This window comes from Dokdonella sp. (genome assembly GCF_019634775.1).
Lineage (GTDB): Bacteria > Pseudomonadota > Gammaproteobacteria > Xanthomonadales > Rhodanobacteraceae > Dokdonella.
The window spans coordinates 398,313-414,691 of the sequence record NZ_JAHCAS010000001.1 but is presented as its reverse complement, the minus strand read 5'-3'; the positions used below and the strand labels follow the sequence as shown (position 1 = coordinate 414,691).

At 68.1% G+C, this 16,379-nt stretch carries 19 protein-coding genes; 12 read left to right on the top strand and 7 right to left on the bottom strand.

The features are described 5' to 3' along the window. Positions 1–61: 61 nt before the first annotated feature. Together aroB and KF907_RS01795 are read right to left on the bottom strand one after the other, a co-directional pair. Positions 62–1,141 (bottom strand): 3-dehydroquinate synthase, encoded by a 1,080-nt coding sequence (aroB, locus tag KF907_RS01800; RefSeq protein WP_291217569.1) that lies wholly within the window; start codon positions 1,139–1,141, stop codon positions 62–64. Beyond that, entirely contained in the window at positions 1,138–1,701 is a 564-nt protein-coding gene (locus tag KF907_RS01795; RefSeq protein ID WP_291217567.1) for a shikimate kinase, read from the bottom strand. The genes aroB and KF907_RS01795 overlap by 4 nt, the downstream gene beginning before the upstream one ends. Before the next feature lie 214 nt (positions 1,702–1,915). Here KF907_RS01795 and xrtH point away from each other — a divergent pair, with 214 nt between their 5' ends. The 7 genes from xrtH (at position 1,916) to KF907_RS01760 (ending at position 7,965) form a co-directional block, all read left to right on the top strand. Beyond that, positions 1,916–2,440 (top strand): exosortase H, encoded by a 525-nt coding sequence (gene xrtH, locus KF907_RS01790; protein WP_291217565.1) that lies wholly within the window; start codon positions 1,916–1,918, stop codon positions 2,438–2,440. 67 nt (positions 2,441–2,507) lie between these two features. Beyond that, a complete protein-coding gene (locus KF907_RS01785; protein WP_291217563.1) occupies positions 2,508–2,711 on the top strand; it encodes a dodecin family protein in 204 nt (67 codons plus the stop codon). Positions 2,712–2,769: 58 nt separating this feature from the next. Next, positions 2,770–3,468 carry a response regulator transcription factor gene (locus tag KF907_RS01780; RefSeq protein WP_291217560.1) on the top strand — a complete coding sequence of 233 codons (699 nt, stop codon included), beginning with the start codon at positions 2,770–2,772 and terminating at the stop codon, positions 3,466–3,468. 73 nt (positions 3,469–3,541) lie between these two features. Continuing rightward, positions 3,542–4,213: a hypothetical protein gene (locus KF907_RS01775; protein ID WP_291217558.1), complete on the top strand. Its 672-nt coding sequence runs from the start codon at positions 3,542–3,544 to the stop codon at positions 4,211–4,213. A 19-nt stretch (positions 4,214–4,232) separates the two neighbouring features. Then, positions 4,233–5,921, top strand: a complete 1,689-nt coding sequence (locus tag KF907_RS01770) for a hypothetical protein (protein WP_291217556.1) — start codon at positions 4,233–4,235, stop codon at positions 5,919–5,921. After that, positions 5,918–6,415 carry a Rab family GTPase gene (locus KF907_RS01765; RefSeq protein ID WP_291217554.1) on the top strand — a complete coding sequence of 166 codons (498 nt, stop codon included), beginning with the start codon at positions 5,918–5,920 and terminating at the stop codon, positions 6,413–6,415. The genes KF907_RS01770 and KF907_RS01765 overlap by 4 nt, the downstream gene beginning before the upstream one ends. Further along, positions 6,412–7,965: an ATP-binding response regulator gene (locus KF907_RS01760; RefSeq protein ID WP_291217553.1), complete on the top strand. Its 1,554-nt coding sequence runs from the start codon at positions 6,412–6,414 to the stop codon at positions 7,963–7,965. The genes KF907_RS01765 and KF907_RS01760 overlap by 4 nt, the downstream gene beginning before the upstream one ends. Here KF907_RS01760 and KF907_RS01755 read toward each other — a convergent pair. Then, positions 7,949–8,830, bottom strand: a complete 882-nt coding sequence (locus KF907_RS01755) for a kinase (protein WP_291217550.1) — start codon at positions 8,828–8,830, stop codon at positions 7,949–7,951. The genes KF907_RS01760 and KF907_RS01755 overlap by 17 nt on opposite strands. Before the next feature lie 40 nt (positions 8,831–8,870). Here KF907_RS01755 and pdxH point away from each other — a divergent pair, with 40 nt between their 5' ends. Together pdxH and KF907_RS01745 are read left to right on the top strand one after the other, a co-directional pair. Then, complete coding sequence (gene pdxH, locus KF907_RS01750; protein WP_291217548.1) at positions 8,871–9,473, top strand: pyridoxamine 5'-phosphate oxidase; 603 nt, start codon at positions 8,871–8,873, stop codon at positions 9,471–9,473. 2 nt (positions 9,474–9,475) lie between these two features. Next, a complete protein-coding gene (locus tag KF907_RS01745; protein ID WP_291217546.1) occupies positions 9,476–10,279 on the top strand; it encodes an ABC transporter substrate-binding protein in 804 nt (267 codons plus the stop codon). Here KF907_RS01745 and KF907_RS01740 read toward each other — a convergent pair. From KF907_RS01740 to proC, 3 genes are all read right to left on the bottom strand, one after another. Then, entirely contained in the window at positions 10,266–10,700 is a 435-nt protein-coding gene (locus KF907_RS01740; protein WP_291217543.1) for a DUF4426 domain-containing protein, read from the bottom strand. The two genes, KF907_RS01745 and KF907_RS01740, sit on opposite strands and share 14 nt — an antisense overlap. Before the next feature lie 106 nt (positions 10,701–10,806). Further along, on the bottom strand, positions 10,807–11,376 hold the full coding sequence (locus tag KF907_RS01735) for a YggT family protein (RefSeq protein ID WP_291217541.1): 570 nt from the start codon (positions 11,374–11,376) through the stop codon (positions 10,807–10,809). Then, the gene (gene proC, locus KF907_RS01730; RefSeq protein WP_291217538.1) at positions 11,373–12,206 is read right to left on the bottom strand and encodes a pyrroline-5-carboxylate reductase; all 834 of its coding nucleotides are present in this window, start codon (positions 12,204–12,206) and stop codon (positions 11,373–11,375) included. Before proC ends, KF907_RS01735 begins: the two co-directional genes overlap by 4 nt. A 216-nt stretch (positions 12,207–12,422) precedes the next feature. Here proC and KF907_RS01725 point away from each other — a divergent pair, with 216 nt between their 5' ends. Together KF907_RS01725 and KF907_RS01720 are read left to right on the top strand one after the other, a co-directional pair. Next, positions 12,423–12,749 (top strand): hypothetical protein, encoded by a 327-nt coding sequence (locus tag KF907_RS01725; protein ID WP_291217535.1) that lies wholly within the window; start codon positions 12,423–12,425, stop codon positions 12,747–12,749. Between the two features lie 122 nt (positions 12,750–12,871). Next, positions 12,872–13,426 carry an ECF-type sigma factor gene (locus KF907_RS01720; RefSeq protein WP_291217532.1) on the top strand — a complete coding sequence of 185 codons (555 nt, stop codon included), beginning with the start codon at positions 12,872–12,874 and terminating at the stop codon, positions 13,424–13,426. Positions 13,427–13,467: 41 nt separating this feature from the next. Here the strand turns inward: KF907_RS01720 and KF907_RS01715 are convergent, their stop codons facing one another. Continuing rightward, complete coding sequence (locus tag KF907_RS01715) at positions 13,468–13,710, bottom strand: hypothetical protein (RefSeq protein ID WP_291217530.1); 243 nt, start codon at positions 13,708–13,710, stop codon at positions 13,468–13,470. A 107-nt stretch (positions 13,711–13,817) separates the two neighbouring features. On the opposite strand from KF907_RS01715, the gene KF907_RS01710 reads away from it, so the two are divergent. Further along, positions 13,818–16,376: a serine/threonine-protein kinase gene (locus tag KF907_RS01710; protein WP_291217528.1), complete on the top strand. Its 2,559-nt coding sequence runs from the start codon at positions 13,818–13,820 to the stop codon at positions 16,374–16,376. Positions 16,377–16,379 lie beyond the last annotated feature (3 nt).

Sequence of the window (16,379 nt, the reverse complement as noted above, 5' to 3'; positions counted from 1 at the left end):
GACGTCGCCGTTGCACCCTGATCCGCGCCCGCACAGGACGGCGTCGCCGTTGTGGAACAGATCAGGGCTTCCCCAGCAGCACGTCGCGGATCGCAGCGGCCTCGACGCCGTCGACGATGGCGGCGCTGCCGGGGCGCGACCACAGGATCAGGCGCAGGCGCCCGCTCTGGTTCTTCTTGTCGAGCTGCATGCGCGCGAGCAGGCGATCGGCGTCGAAGCCGGGCGGCAGGGCGGTGGGCAGACCCAGCCGGGCAAGCAGGGTGGCGAGGCGTTCGCCGTCTTCGGCCGGCGCGTGCCCGAGACGGGTGGACAGGCGCGCGGCGAGGACCATGCCGATGGCGACCGCTTCGCCGTGCAGCAGGCGGCCGTATCCCGCCTCCGCCTCGAGCGCGTGGCCGAAGGTATGACCGAAGTTGAGCAGCGCCCGCTCGCCCTGCTCGCGCTCGTCGCGGGCGACCACGCCGGCCTTGTGCCGGCAACTGGTCGCGATCGCCTGCACCAGCGCGTCACCGTCGCGTGCGCCCAGCGCATCGGCGTGCGCTTCGAGCCAGGCCAGGAACGCGGCATCGCCGATTGCGCCGTACTTGACCACTTCGGCAATGCCGGCCGCGTACTCGCGTGGCGGCAGGGTGGCCAGGGTGTCGATGTCGGCGATGACCGCGTTCGGCTGATGGAAAGCGCCGATCAGGTTCTTGCCGGCGGCGAGATTGACCCCGGTCTTGCCGCCGACCGAGGAGTCGACCATCGCCAGCAGGGTGGTCGGCATCTGCACGAAGGCGACGCCGCGCATCCAGCAGGCCGCGGCGAAGCCGGCGAGGTCGCCGATCACGCCACCGCCGAGCGCGATCACGGTGGCGTCGCGGTTCGCGCCGAGCGCAGCCAGCGCGTCGAACACCGCTTCGACGCCAGCCAGTGTCTTGTGCGCCTCGCCGTCCGGACGGATCAGGCTCGCGTGGCGCAAGCCGTCGAGGCCGGCCAGGACATGACCGAGATAGAGCGGCGCCACCGTCGCATCGGTGACGACGAGAACGTCGCGCCCGCCGATCGCCGCGCGCCAGCTGGCCGGGTCGGCGAGCTGGCCGCGGCCGATGCGGATCGGATAGCTGCGCTCGCCGAGGGTCACATCCACGCACAGGTTCATGCGGTTGGCTCCACAGGTTCGCGCCGCCACTGGCTTTCGAGGCGCAGGCCGACCTGGAAAGCGAGCGCATTGCTGCTGCCCTGGCCGGTCGACGGCATGCGCAGGTCGGCGACTTCGGCATACAGCGGGTTGCGTTCCACGGCGAGCTGTTCGAGGCGCGCGCGGCGGTCATCGACACCGAGCAGCGGTCGCTTGCGGTCATGGCGCAACCGGGCAAGCTGCGAGTCGACATCGGCATCGAGCCAGAGCACGAAGCCGTTGGCACGCAGCAGTTCGCGGTTGTGCGGCGACAATACGCAGCCGCCGCCGGTCGACAGCACGATGCCGCGACGCTGCACGAGCTCGCCGAGCATGCGGCTTTCGCGACGGCGGAAACCAGCCTCGCCCTCGATCTCGAAGGTCAGGGTGATGCTGGCGCCGCTGTGCTCCTCGATGACCTGGTCGAGGTCGACGAAGGGCATGCCGAACACCTCGGCGAGACGCCGGCCGATCGAGGTCTTGCCGGCGCCCATCGGGCCGACGAGATAGAGATTCGCCGCAGGATTCATGACGGTCGGCATCATAGCTTGGCTGGCGCGGTCTCGGTTTGCCTGATGCGTCGTTCCAGCCGAGTGCTGGTGCCGGCACCTGATTCTCCTCACGCGAACAGGTGTTGCGCTTCAGAGTTGAACTCGCGCCGCGCGAATCAGGGACACCTCGCCGAGCAGCCATGTCACCTTCGACCTCGGCAACCGGGTGCTACAAGTATTCCGGGCCAACCGCGATAATGGCCTCATGTTGCGCTTCCTTCTCATTTTTCTCGTCCTTCTCCTGGTGATGTTCGTTGCCGAGCTGACCCCGCCGGTCGAGCACTACGTCATCGAGCCGTTCACCGCGATGCTCGCCGACGCATGCGCCTGGATCATCCACTGGTTCGACCCGTCGACACGGTCGAGCGGCAAGTTCATCGAGGGCGGTGACGGGACCTTCCTGGTCTCGATCGAGCGCGGCTGCAACGGGATCGAGGCGGTGATCATCCTGTTTGCGGCGATCCTCGCCTTCCCGGCGCCGTGGAAGCACAAGATTGCTGGCCTTGGCGCCGGTCTCGTGGCGGTCCAGCTGCTCAATATCGTGCGGATCGTCAGCCTGTTCTTTCTCGGCCTGTGGCACCGGACGTGGTTCGAATGGTTCCACCTTTACTTGTGGCAGGCCCTGATCGTGCTCGATGCGCTGATCGTGTTCCTCGTCTGGTTGCGCATGGTGCCGCGGCTGGGCTCTGTGCAATCGACCATGCGCCAAGCGGGGGCCGCCAGCCCCTGAGGATGCTCTCGCACCGGCGGCTTTGCGGTACTCTTTCGCTTCCCATCGAATCCGTTGGAGTAGAGCCATGGCGGTCGCCAAGGTCATCGAGCTGAGCAGTTCGTCGAGCAAGAGCGTCGAGGATGCCGTGCAGTCCGGTTTGCGCAAGGCTGCTGAGACCGTGAAGAACATCCAAGGTGCCTGGGTCAACGAGATCAAGGTGCAAACGCGTGCCGACGGCACCATCGAGGAATGGCGCGTCAACATGCGCGTGACCTTCGTCGTCGAATAATCCGTTCGGACAGTGCCGGTCCGCGCGGCGCTGTCGTGCGGCAAAGGATCGAGACCTGATGAACACATCGGATCACGTGATCGGCATCGTCGAGGACGACCCCGACCAGGCCGCGTTGGTGTCGCATTGGCTCGAGGAGGCCGGCTATGCGGTACGCCTGTTCCGCTCCGCGGCGGAGTTCCACCGCCGCCAGGGTTCGGCGGCGGTCGACTTGCTCCTGCTCGACTGGATGCTGCCCGACTCCACTGGCCCGGAGATCGCCGAGCGCGTGCGCGAATCGGCCAATTCGACCCTGCCGATCATCTTCCTGACCGCACGTGGCGCCGAAGCCGACATCGTGCGCGGCCTCGAGGTCGGCGGCGACGACTACCTGGTCAAGCCCCCACGCCGTGCCGAGTTGCTGGCGCGTGTCTCGGCCGTGCTGCGTCGGCATGGCGGTGACGACGGGGGGCGTGATTCGCTCGACGTTGCTCCGTACGCGATCGACTTCAAGCGCCGCCGCATCGCATTCGCCGGCAACGAGGTCGAGTTGACCCAGCGTGAGTTCGACCTTGCCACCTTCCTGTTCCGTCGCCACGGCCGCATCGTCAGCCGCGATGCCTTGCTCGAGAACGTGTGGAATCTGACCGCTTCGGTATCGACGCGCACGGTCGACACGCATGTGAGCCGCCTGCGCAAGAAGCTCGAACTCAACGGTGAGCATGGTTGGCGTCTCGCTGCGATCTACCAGCACGGTTATCGCCTGGAGCCGGTTTGAAGCCGTAGCTGCACGTGCCAGGGCATGGCGTGTATCGTGCGTGCCGTGGGAACATGATGAGGAGACCCGCACCGTGACCACAGCCGCTTCGCGCAAGGGCAAGCCGGGAGCGCGCACCGCCTCCCGTGGCAAGGCCCGCACCGTGCCGCCGCCGCGTCGCGCGGCCGTGGCCATCAAGCCCCCGAGGAAGAAGTCCATGTCCGACCCGAAGAAGCCCGCCGCCGACGCCTCGGCCGACCGCAACGTCGACCAGATTCGCGACATCCTGTTCGGCGGCCAGATGCGCGACTACGAACGCCGCTTCGATGATCTTGGCCAGCGCCTTGAAGCCGAAATGAAACGCCTGCGCGAGGCACAGGACAAGCGCATGGCGCAGATGGAGCGTCGCCTCGACGAGCAGTTCGAAAAACTCGGCAAGCAGGTGCGCCAGGAAGTGAGCGACCGCACCCAGGCCGTCGATGACCTCGAGACGCGCGTCCAGCAAGCGGCGCGCACCGCACGCGGCGAAGTCAATGGCGCCATCGGAGCGCTCGAGCAGGAGCTGGCGGCGACGGACGAGCGGCTGCGTGACGCGATCGCCGAGCTGTCCAGCGCGCTGGGTGCGCGCGCCAGCGAAGCCAGCGCTGCGCTTGCCCGCGCGAACGCCGAGTTGCGTGCCGAAAAGGTCGGCCGCGAGGACCTCTCCAGCTTGCTCACCGAACTGGCCTTGCGCCTCAAGGGCGAGTTCGATCTGCCGACGCGCTGACCGCCCCGCGGCCGCCGCGATGAGTGACTTCGACCGTCTGCGCGAGCTGCTGCTCGCCGAGGAACGAGAGGCGCTTGCGCGCGCCGAACGCCGCCTCGACCGGCTCGACAGCGTGCGCGACGATCTGCCGGCTCAGTTGCCGGGCATCGTGCGTCGAGCGCCGCCGAAACCGATGGCCGATGCACTGGCCACGCCGGTAGCGAGCGCGCTCGGCAGCGCGGTGCGTTCGCAATCGCGCTCGATCGTGGACGCGTTGTTCCCGGTCATCGGCCCGCTGATCCGCAAATCGATCGCCGAGGCCCTGCGTGGTCTCATGGGTGACATCAACGGTGCGCTCGAACAGAGCCTGACCGTGCGTGGCCTGCGCTGGCGCCTCGAGGCCTGGCGCAGCGGTGTGCCCTATGCCCAGGTCGTGCTCAAGCACACCTTGCGTTACCGCATCGACCACCTGTTCGTGATCGAGCGCGATTCCGGCATCGTCCTGCGCCGCGAATCGGCGCCCGGCCTGCCCGACCTCGACGCCGACGCGATCGCCGGCATGCTGACTGCGATCGGGCATTTCGTGCGCGACTCGGTCGGGCGTGCCAACAGCGATTCGCTGGAGGAGGCGCGCGTCGGCGAGTATCTGCTGTGGCTGATCGACGGTCCGCGTGCCTCGATCGCGTGTTTCATCGAAGGCGTGCCTCCGGACGGCCTGCGCGAGGTGCTCGAACAGCGCCTCGAGTCGATCCATGCCGGCATCGAGGGCATCGACACGCTGGCGTCGGAGCACGTCGCCGCCGTCGATCTCGACTTGACTGAACTCGCGCGGTCCAGTGCGCCCGAACGCGATGCCAAGCGTCGCCCGTCTTACTGGCCGGCGTTGATCCTGGTTGCCCTCGCCATCAGCGCGCTCGGCTGGTACGGCCTGCGCGAATGGCGCTGGCAATCTCGGGTCGACGCCCTGCGCGGCATCCTGGCCGCTCATCCTGGGTTTGTCCTCACCGGACTCGACGCGCGTGGCGGTGTTCTGGCGATCCGTGGATTGATCGATGCCGATGCCGATCCGATCGCCTCGCGTTTGGCCGAGGCGGAGATCGTCGGCATCGAACCTGCTTACACGCTGTCCGGCTACGTCTCGACCGACGATGCCATCGTCGTGCGGCGTACGCGGCGCCTGCTTGATGCGCCGTCCAGTGTCACGGTAGAGGCACATTCTGGCCAGCTGCGCCTGGGCGGCAGCGCGCCGGCGGCGTGGATTGCCGGCGCGCGCGAACGTGCGGGCTGGGTGCCGGGGGTTCGCGAGGTCGTGTTCGGGACGGCTGACGAGATCGACCCGGTGGCCGTTGCGCGGGCCGGACTGGTCGACCTCGCCGAGCGCCTGGCCGGCCTGCGGGTGCGCTTCGTGCGGGATGCCGAATCGTTGCCCGGCAACGAAGCGACGGTTGCCGCCATCGTCATCGGCCTGCACGAAGCGATCGAGTTGGCCGACCGTGCCGGAGTCGGCATCCGCGTCGACGTGATCGGCTGCAACGATGCGCCCGGTTCGGACGAGATCAATGCAGACATGCGGCGGTCGCGTGCGCTGTGGCTGCGCGACGCACTTCTGGCGGGAGGCGTGCCATCCGAATTGCTCCGTCCGATCGATGCGCAGGTGGAACCGGTTGGCGCTAACATGAAGTTCCGCGGCGCAATGGTGCGCCTGTCGACCGAGCCTGAAGTGCGATGAGTGCCCTCGCCCGCAAGGTGTGCATGCTCGGCGACTTTGGCGTCGGCAAGACCAGCCTGGTCGCGCGCTTCGTGCGCAATACCTTTTCCGAGCAGTACCTGACCACGGTCGGCGCCAAGGTCGACAGCAAGGAGGTTGCGCTGCCTTCCGGCGACGTGCTCAAGCTGGTGGTCTGGGACATTGCCGGGAAGAGCGCCCTAGACGCGCTCAACATGAACTATCTGCGTGGTGCGAGCGGCCTGCTGCTGGTCGCCGATGGCACACGCGAGGCGACTCTGCGCGTCGCCCTCGATCTGCTCATGCAGTCGCGCGACCTGTTGCCAGGTGCCGAGGTCGTGCTGCTGGTCAACAAGCTCGACATCATCGATCGCTGGGAAGTAGCCCCGACGACCTTGGCCGAGTTGCGCCGCAGCCTGCCTGTTTTCGAGACCAGTGCGCGCTTCGGTGACGGTGTCGAGGCGGCCTTCGCCGAACTGGCGAGGCGGTTGGCATGAGTGGCGCGCCGGCCAGTTCGACCGTCGGCGTCGATCTCGAGCTTGCGCGTCTGCTGATCGAGCGCGCAAATCCCCTGACACTGGACTTCGACCGCGATTGGAATCTGCGCGACATTGCCGGCGATGCGGCGCGCTTCGGCTTCGATGGGGGTTCGGCCGACGCGGCCCTGCGCGGACTGCAGGAACTGTTTCTGGGCATGCCTCTCGACGAAGGCGTCGACCTGTCGTTCGTGCAGTTGCCGAACGGGCGCAACGCACATGTGCACCTGCTTGCGGGCGATGGCGGCTTTCGCGTGATCCTGCTCGACGCGCAGGACGAACACGACCGCCAGCGCAGCCAGCAACAACTCGGCAACGAGGCGGCGATCGCTTCGGCACAGAAAACCAAGGCCATCCACCAGCTGCGCCACATCCGCGAGCAGCTCGAGCAACAGCGCACGCGCCTCGAGGAGGCCAATGCGCTGAAGACCGCGCTGATCGCCACCCTGAGCCACGATTTCCGCTCGCCGCTGACCTCGATCTTCGGCTACCTGCACCTGCTCGAAGGCAACGCCGGTCTCGACGAGTCCGCACGCCAGCACGTGCGCGCGGTACGCCGCAACGCGAGCTACCTGTTCGCCCTGGCGGAGAACCTGCTCGAGTACGGACGCCGGGAGAGCGGGGGGCGCGTATTGAATCCAGCGATCGTCGACCTCACCGCGTTGCGTGATGATCTCGTGGCGATGTTTCGCCCGCTCGCGGCGGACAAGAATCTCGGATTCGCCATGGCCGTGCATGTCGAGGACGTGCGCAAACCCGTGCTCGACGAGATGCGCCTGCGCCAGATCCTCGTCAATCTGCTGTCGAATGCGGTGCGCTACACGCTGGAGGGCGAGGTGTCGGCGAGCCTCACGTGGCGCGACGGCGCACTCACGGTCGAGGTGCGCGATACCGGTATCGGCATTCCCGAGGAGTATCACGAGCGTGTCTTCGTCGCCTTCAATGGCGGGGGGCAGGGTGGCAGCAAGGGGGCCGGGCTCGGTCTCAGCATCGTCAAGCGTCTGGTGGCGCAGCTGCATGGCAGCCTCGTTCTCGATTCGGCTCCCGGTCGCGGCACGACCTTCACCGTCGTGCTGCCGGCGCTCGGCCAAGCCGAGCCGGACCGGCCCCCGACGGTGGGCGAAACCGGTGCCACGGCCTGGCTGCACGGCTGCAAGGCCCTGGTCGTCGACGATGATCCCGATATTGCCCAGCTCGTCGCATTGCTGCTCGATGATCTTGGTTTCCACGTGCGCACCACCGGCGACGCGGCCAGTGCGGTCGATCTCGCCTTGGCCGACCCGCCTGATGTGCTCGTGGTCGACGTCGAGTTGCCGGGCATGTCCGGAAACACCGTCGTCTACCGCCTGCGCGCGCAAGGCTACAAGGGGCGCATCGTGACCCTCTCCGCCACGCCGACCGAAGAAGCGCGTGCGACGGCCCTGGCCGCCGGCAGCGACCACTACCTGACCAAGCCGATCCACATCGAACGGTTCGTGCGCACGATGTTGCGCATCACCGGCGTGGGTTGATCCCGGCAGCGGGAGCGGCGCGAATCGCCGCACGCCGATCGTGGTCGAGGCGAACGACCAGGTCGGCGCGCGCGGGCAGGCTGCGCAAGGCGTGCCGGCTCAGGCGCTCGTAATGGGCGATGAAGCGCGCGAGCGCGCTGGCATCCATGATCCGCGGTGCGTTGTTCCGGTGCCGCAGCCTGCGCTCCTGTTCGCCGCGCCAGCGGCGGACGACGTCGAAGCCCGGTGCCTGCAGCACGACAAGGCGGTCGAGTCGCCGCCACAGGCGTGCGTAGTCGCGTGCGAGCACGGCGTTGACGTGGCGACGCCAGCATCCATCCGGGTCTTCGTTGCGTTCCAGGCCATTGAGCGGCCGGTCCAGTTCGGCCGCGGCCTGCGCCGGCACGCCGAGGCACCAACCTTCGAGGATGATCAGGGCCGGTGCGCGCGTGCATCGACGCCAGCGCGACGGCGGTTGGCGCGTGTCGCGGCCCTTGTCGAAGCGCGGCACGCCGACCGGTCGCTGTGGCGACGCCTGTGCAAGCGCGTCGAGCGTGCGTTCGAGCAGGCCGAGGTCATGCGTGCCCGGCACGCCGCGCGTGGCGAACAGCGCGTGCACATCGCGTGCGAGCTGCTGTCGTTCGCGTCGACCGAAATAGACGTCGTCGAGCGACAGCGCAAGTGCATCGATCCCGCGCGTTCGTGCCGCCGCAACGAGTTGCGCGGCGAGCGTGCTCTTGCCGCTGCCTTGCAGGCCCGACAAACCAGCCAGCAACGGTCGGCGCAAGGCACGTGCCGGCAGCATCGCATCGAGCACGGCATCGACCAGTGCGGGGTCGAAGCCGTGGCCACGGGGGCGCGAGGAGGAAGGCACGGGTACTGGCATGTCGGCGAGTATCCGTCATGCAGCGTGTAGACTTGCAGGCATGAGCGCACTCGCCGACCTCCCCGCTGAAATCGTCGCCACCCTGGAACGCCTGGTCGCCGAGGCCCGTGCAAGCGGCGATTCCGAACCGACCGCGATGAACCTCGCCACCGTCGATGCGGAAGGCCGCGTGGCCGCGCGCATCGTCCTGCTCAAGGGTGTCGCCGCCGATGGCCTGCGTTTCTTCACGAACTATTCGAGCGCGAAGGGCGCGGCACTCGCCGCGCATGCGCAGGCCGCACTGACCTTCCACTGGAAGACGCTCGGCGACCAGGTGCAGGCGCGCTTCGAGGGCATCGTCGCGACCCTCACTGAAGCGGATTCGGACGCGTACTTCGCCACCCGCCCACGCGAGAGCCAGCTCGGCGCCTGGGCTTCGCTGCAATCGCAACCATTGCCGGATCGGGCGACCTTCGAGGCGCGCTATGCCGAATTCGAGCGCCGCTTCGAGGGTGCAGCGGTACCGCGCCCGCCGCATTGGGGCGGTTACCGTCTTTCGCCGGACCGCGTCGAGTTCTGGTATGGCGCGCGCTACCGCCTGCACGAACGCGTCGTCCACGTGCTGAGCGACGGAGTCTGGCAACGCGGCCTGCTGTATCCGTGAGGATGATCGGGCCGCAGCGCATCGTCTGCCTGACCGAAGAGCCGACCGAAGTGCTTTACGCGCTCGGCGAGGAAGCGCGCATCGTCGGCATTTCGGGTTTCACCGTGCGCCCGCCGCGCGCACGCCGCGAGAAGCCGAAGGTGTCTGCCTTCACCAGCGCGAAGATCGAAGCCATCCTCGCCCTCGAGCCGGATCTCGCGATCGGCTTTTCCGACATCCAGGCCGACATCGCGCGCGAACTCGTGCGCGCCGGTGTCGAGGTATGGATCGCCAACCATCGCTCGGTCGAGGGCATCCTCGACTACATCCGCCGGCTCGGTGCGCTGATCGGCGCCAGCGTGCGCGCCGAAGCCTATGCCGCCCAAGCTGAAGCGCACATCGCCGCCGTCGCCGCAGCGGCAGCGAAACTGCCGCGCCGCCCGCGCGTCTACTTCGAGGAATGGGACGAGCCGATCATCGTCGGCATCCGCTGGGTGGCCGAACTGATTCGCATCGCCGGCGGCGACGATATCTTTCCCGAGCGCGCGGCCTGTTCGCTTGCTCGTGATCGCATCCTCGCCGATGGCGACGAAGTCGTGCGCCGCGCGCCGGACCTGATCTTCGCCTCGTGGTGCGGCAAGAGGTTCCGCCCCGACAGGTTGGCCGCACGCTCCGGCTGGGATGCGATCCCCGCCGTGCGCGATGGCGAGCTGCACGAGATCAAGTCACCGATCATCCTGCAGCCCGGGCCGGCCGCGCTGTTCGACGGCCTGGCCGCGATCCACGCGATCATCGAGGCCTGGGCGCGGCGGTTCAGTCGGCAGTGAAATCCTGGCTGAAACGCAGCGCCATCGGGCGGCTCGCGCCAGTCGGCGTGATCGACAGTTCGAAGGTCCAGGTGTCGGGGCCGGCAAGTTCGAACAGGCCGACGTAGCTGATGTAGTCGCCGGGGATCTCGCGGAACGTGATCGGGGTGCGTCGCCCGAGCAGGTTGACCGCCTCGCCGCTGATCGTCGCCGCGAGCGCGTGCGTGGAGCCATCGTCGCCGATGCGCTGTACCGAGATGATGAGCATGCCGCCGCGCGACGAGCGCTGGATGCCGTACCGCCGCGCCATCGCCGCATCGAGGAAGCTGGTGCGCAGGGCGTTGTAGTGGAGCTCGTAGCCGTCGATGCGTCGCGAGGTCGGTACCTCGGCCGCTGCGGTCGATGTGACGGGAATGGAAGCGGCGGGTGCGAGAAAGCGCATGGTCTGGACTCTGGTCGGAGATTCTGGTGCGGGCGATGCCGGGCGCCACGGCGCAGCCATCGCGGATGATCGCCAAGTGCCGATATGCCGTTGTGGAGTGTGGCGTTCAGCTCAAGCGCGCGCCCAGGTCCGCGATCGGCTGCACGACCAGGGCGCGCAGCAACAGGATCGCAAGGATGGCCAGCATCGGCGAGAAATCGAGGCCACCGAGGTTCGGCAGGCGACGCCGGATCGGCGCGAGTACCGGTTCGGTCAACTGGATTAGCAGCGGCACGACAGGGTGGCGGCTGTCGCTGCCGACGAAACTCAGGATCGCGCGCACGAAGATGAGCACGCCGATCAGCACGAGCAGCCAGCCGATCAGATTCGCCAACGCACCGACGAGCAGGCCCGGCAGCGCCGGCAGGCGGCCGAGCAGGGCGCTGATGACCGCATGCTCGACGACGAACAGCATATACGCGAGGAGCACGCCGGCAACATCGAGGCGGCGCCAGCCCGGGATCAGCTTGCGCAGCGGCATGAGCACGGGATTGGTCGCCTTGTACAGGAACTGGCAGATCGGGTTGTGAAAGTTCGCGCGCACAAGCTGCAGCAGCACGCGCAGCATGATCAGGCCGATGGCGATGCCGAAAGCGAAGCCGACAAGGATGATGCCGGCGTTGGCGAAGTAGCTCATGCCCCCTCCGCGTCGAAACGATCGGACAGTTCGCGGCCACGCCGGATCGCGGCGCCGATCGCGCTGGCGACCAGGTCGCGCAGGCCGCCTGCGGCGAATGCGTCCAGCGCGGCCTGGGTCGTGCCGCCCGGTGAAGTCACGCGCTCGCGCAGGCGCCCGGGCGGTTCACCGTCCTCGGCGGCCATGCGCGTGGCGCCGACACCGGTCTGCACGGTGAGCCGGCGCGCGATGTCGCGCGGCAGGCCGGCGGCGACCGCGGCATCCTCGAGCGCCTCGATGAGCAGGAAGAAGTAGGCTGGACCGGAGCCGGACAGGGCGGTGACGACGTCCATCAGCGCTTCGTCGTCGATCCAGGCCGTGGCGCCGGCGCTGGCGAGAATCGCTTCGGCCTCGGCGCGCGCGTCGGTGCCCGTGGCCGGGTTGGCGTGCAGGCCGGTGGCCCCGGCACCGATCAGTGCCGGTGTATTCGGCATGGTGCGCACGATGGCGAGGCCGCCGCCGAGCCAGGCGTCGATCTGGGCGATGCGGATGCCGGCGGCGATCGAGATGACCAGCGGTTTCGCGGTCTGGACGACCGCAGCCAGTTCGCGGCAAACCTCGCGCAGCACCTGCGGTTTGACCGCGAGCACGATGATGTCCGCGCCGGCAGCGGCCTCCACCCCGCGCTCGAACACCGCCACGCCGAAATCGGCCACGAGGCGCTCACGCAGCCCGGCATCCGGTTCGGCGACACGGATCGTGTCCGCGGGCGCGCCGCCGCGCAGGCGCGCACCGATCAGGCTACGCGCCATGTTGCCGCCGCCGATGAAGGCGATGCTGGGCGTCGACATCGTTCCGGCCGTCCGCGAAGAGGGGGTGGGAAGCATAGCAATACCGTTTCGGAAAGCCCCGACCAGGGGTTGATCAGAGCATCCCAAGCGGTCACTGGCGACTGCGGGCTGGTGCAGAGCATCCACCGGTCGGGGGCGATGTCATGTTCGGGAATGGAACTGCGTATGTATCGATACACCCGGCGGTATATCCGCCGTCCCATGCGGAGAGTTCCGATGTCGATGCAAGCTGCCACCGTCAATGCGCGCGCCGCCGTCAATGCCCTGCAGGGCGTCAGCGTGATCTGCCGCAACCTCGCCCCGCTCAGCTCGCCGATGGACGATGAACAGTTGCGGCAGCGCGCACGCCTGATCGATTCGGTCCTGCGCGCGCGCAGGCAAATGGAACTGCTGCACAATCGTGCCGTCCAACTGGCCGCTTCGCTCGATCGCTTCCACCAGCGCCGCCGGCAGGTCCAGGGCTTCGTCCAGGTGGGCGACTGCGTCGTCGCCGAGCGCGGCTGTCGGCGTGGTCCCGCACAGGTGATTGACCGACGCGCTTGAGCATCGCGCACTCCGGCGAACCGATCGGCCGGGAGGTTGCAGTCGTCCTGCGCTTCGTGCGCGTGTCGCCGCGGCGGCGACGTGATAAAAATGGATCCCTGTCACCTGCCCGCAGGGTGGACATGCCGGGGACCACGACTGAATTGCTGCAACGCTGGCGGGCGGGGGAACCCGCCGCGCTCGATGCCCTGTTGCCGCAGGTCTACGGTGAACTGCGTCGTCTTGCCGCTGGTGCGCTCGGCGCCCACAAGGGGCACGCCACGCTGCAGCCGACTGCATTGCTCAATGAAGTCTTCGTGCGCCTGCTCAGTGCCGACCAGGTCGATCTCGAGAACCGCAAGCACCTGTTCGCCACGGCGGCGCGCATCATGCGCCAGATCCTCGTCGATCGGGCGCGCCGCGCCGCCAGCGACAAGCACGGGGCCGCCTGGCAGCGCGAAAGCTTCGTCGAGGCGCTGCAGCTGCCGATTCCCGGCCACACGGACCTGCAACTGCTCGACGCGGCACTGGAGGAACTCGGACAAGCCAACGAGCGCATGGCGCGCGTTGTCGAACTGCGTTATTTCGTCGGATTGAGCGTCGCCGAGGCCGCTGGCGTGCTGGAAGTGGAGGAGCGCACGGTCTATCGCGACTGGGCGCTGGCAAAGGCGTGGTTGCAGGAACGCCTGCGCGCTTGAATGGAGCGGCCGCGCCGGGGCACGGCGCGGCCGTGCGTTCCTCAGGCCTCTTCCCACTCGTAGACGGCCTCGATCTTTGGCGCACCCGGTTTCACCGGGGGGCTGGTCGGCGCCGGGTCGGAGTCCTTGCGTTCCGGTGCCGGAGGTGTGTCGGGATCGCCGGCGCGTGGCTCAAGCGGCACACTGGCGGACAGCGACGTGAGGCGCCACTGGCCTCCGCTTTTCGGCAGGGTTGCCTGCAACTGCTGCAGCAGGTCGTCGATGTTGATCGGGTTCTTCGACATGGTCGGTTCCTCGTTGGTGGGCAAACAACGGAACGGTACGCGAAACGGGGCGCGAGGCTGACATATCCGCATGCTGCGGCCGGCATGCGCATCGATCCGGAGATGGCATGGACCCGTTGACCCAGCGCACCCTCAGCATCGCACGCGAGGCACTCGATGTCGAAGACACGGTCGCCCGTGGGGATTGCGTGCATCGCCTGTGTGATGGAGACGCCGAGCTCGAGCGGCGCGTACTGCGCCTCATCGGCGATGCCGAATCGATGACCATGGAGGAAGCGGCACGCCCGCACGGCCTGTCCGGCAGGGTTTTCCAGCCGGGGGAGGCGGTCGGTCCGTATCGCCTGCTGCATCCGCTCGGCGAAGGCGGCATGGGCGAAGTCTGGCTCGCCGAGCGCGCCGATGGCGCATTCGAGCGCCAGGTCGCACTGAAGCTGCTGCGCGGCGGTTGGCTGCGCCCAGACCGGCATTTCCGCCGTGAGCGCGACATCCTCGCCCGTCTCGGCCACCCGAACATCGCCCAGCTCTACGACGGTGGCGCCAGCGGCGACCAGCCGTGGTTCGCGCTCGAGTATGTCGACGGCGAAACCGTCACCGAATGGTGTGACCGCCAGCACCTCGATGTGCGCCGCCGCGTGCGTCTGCTGCTGCCGCTGTGCGCGGCTGTGCAGTTCGCCCACCAGAACCTCGTCGTGCACCGCGACATCAAGCCGGCCAACGTGCTGGTCACCAGCGACGGCACGCCGAAACTGCTCGACTTCGGCATCGCCAAACTGGTCGACCAAGGGGAAGCCCGTCAGACGCAGACGCTGGCGATGACTCCGGCCTATGCGAGTCCCGAGCAGCGCCGGGGCGATACCGTGCGCACGCCGAGCGACGTCTACCAGCTCGGTTTGTTGTTGTTCGAACTGCTGGTCGGCCGTGCTGCACACGAGCTGCGCACGGCACAGGGCGAGCGCCTGCTGCCGCGCCTCGATCTTGCCTTCCAGGTGCTGCCGGATGCACAACGCAGCGCGATCGCCGAGGCACGTGCGACCACGCCCGAGCGCCTGCGCACGCTGTTGCGCGGCGATCTCGCCCGCATCGTCGCCAAGGCCACGGCCGAGGTCGAAGTCGAGCGCTACGCCTCGCCGCAGGCGCTGGCCCAGGATCTCGAGGCCTGGCTGGCCGGGCGACCCGTGCGCGCGCATCGCGGCAGCCTGGCCTACCGCGCACGCAAGTTCCTGCGGCGTAACTGGGCGGCGACCGCGGGAGTGGTCGCGATGGTTGCGGCCTCGGTGTTCTACGTCGTCGATCTTGCCGACAAGAACCGCCGCATCGCCGCGGAAAGGGACCAGGCCCTCGTAATCGCTGGCTTCCTGCAGGACCTGTTCCGCGGGGCGAATCCGCAGGAGACCGGTGAGCCGGACCTCAGTGCCCGCGAGTTGCTCGATCGCGGTGTGGAGCGCCTCGACCGCGAATCGCGCATCGGTACGCACACGCGCGCGCAGCTCGAGGCGACGATGGCGCGTTCGTACCAGGGCCTCGGGCTGTATGAGGCGGCGCGCCCGCTCTATGACCGCGCACTCGGGGCGTTGCGTGCAAACCGTGCGGGTGATGACCAGTTGTATGCGCGCACGCTCAAGGACAGTGCGGCCAGTGCACTCGACGCCAGCGACACGACCGAGGCCGAAGCGGTGCTGCGCGAAGCCGGAGGACTGCTCGCCGCGCTGAGCGGACGCGACCAGATAGAATCCGCGTATGCGCACGCGGCTGCGGCAATGGCTCTCGGCAACCTGATGCGTCCGGCTGAGGCGGAGCCGCACTACGTCGAGATCGCGCGTCTGCGCACTCGGTTGTTCTCACGTGATCCACGCTTCTTTGCCGAGATGAGCCTGCTGCAGGTTGATCATGCGCAGCTCGTCCACGGCCCTGAGCGCGCGGTCGAGACTGCGCGCGAAGCGGTCGCCCTCAACCGCGAGGCCCTCGACGACAAGGCGCCGGATACGGCGCGCGCGCTGGTCGCGCTGGCGGACAGCCTGCTCGACCTGCGTCAGTATGCCGAAGCCGAACGCCACTACCGGCTCGGCATCGAGCGCTTGCGCGAGACCCTCGGGCCGCGTCATCGCCAGGTCGGCGTCAAGCTCAGCAATCTCGGCCTGCTGTACCTGCGCCTCGGCCGCTTCGACGAAGCTCGCAGGACGCTGACCGAAGCGCTCGACGTGCTGGCTGGCGTGTACGGATCGAGGCATGCCTACCTGCTGCCGGCAATGACCTACCTGTCATGGGCCGCGTTGGAGGCGGGAGACTTGGGTACGGCGCGCGCGATGGCCGTGCGCGCCACGAGCCTTGCCGAGGGCGAGGACGTCTTCGACGCGTACAAGGCGCGCGTGCAGCACATGCGCGGCCGTCTCGATTGCCATGACGGCATGTTCGACAAGGCCATGGCCGAGTTCGCGGCGGCCAAGGCCATCTACGCACAGGAACACGAAGCCTTCCTCGGCCCTGCGCTGCTCGGCCACGAAGCCGCTTGCCTTGCCTCCGTCGGTCGCGTCGCCGAGGCCTTGGCCTTGCTGCCGCAGGCCATCGATGGGCTCGAGAGGGGCGTCGGCGCGGAAGCCTGGGATACGCGCCAGGCCAAGCTGTTGCAAGCGACGCTGAAGGCGCGCGTTGCGGATGCGCCACACTGATCG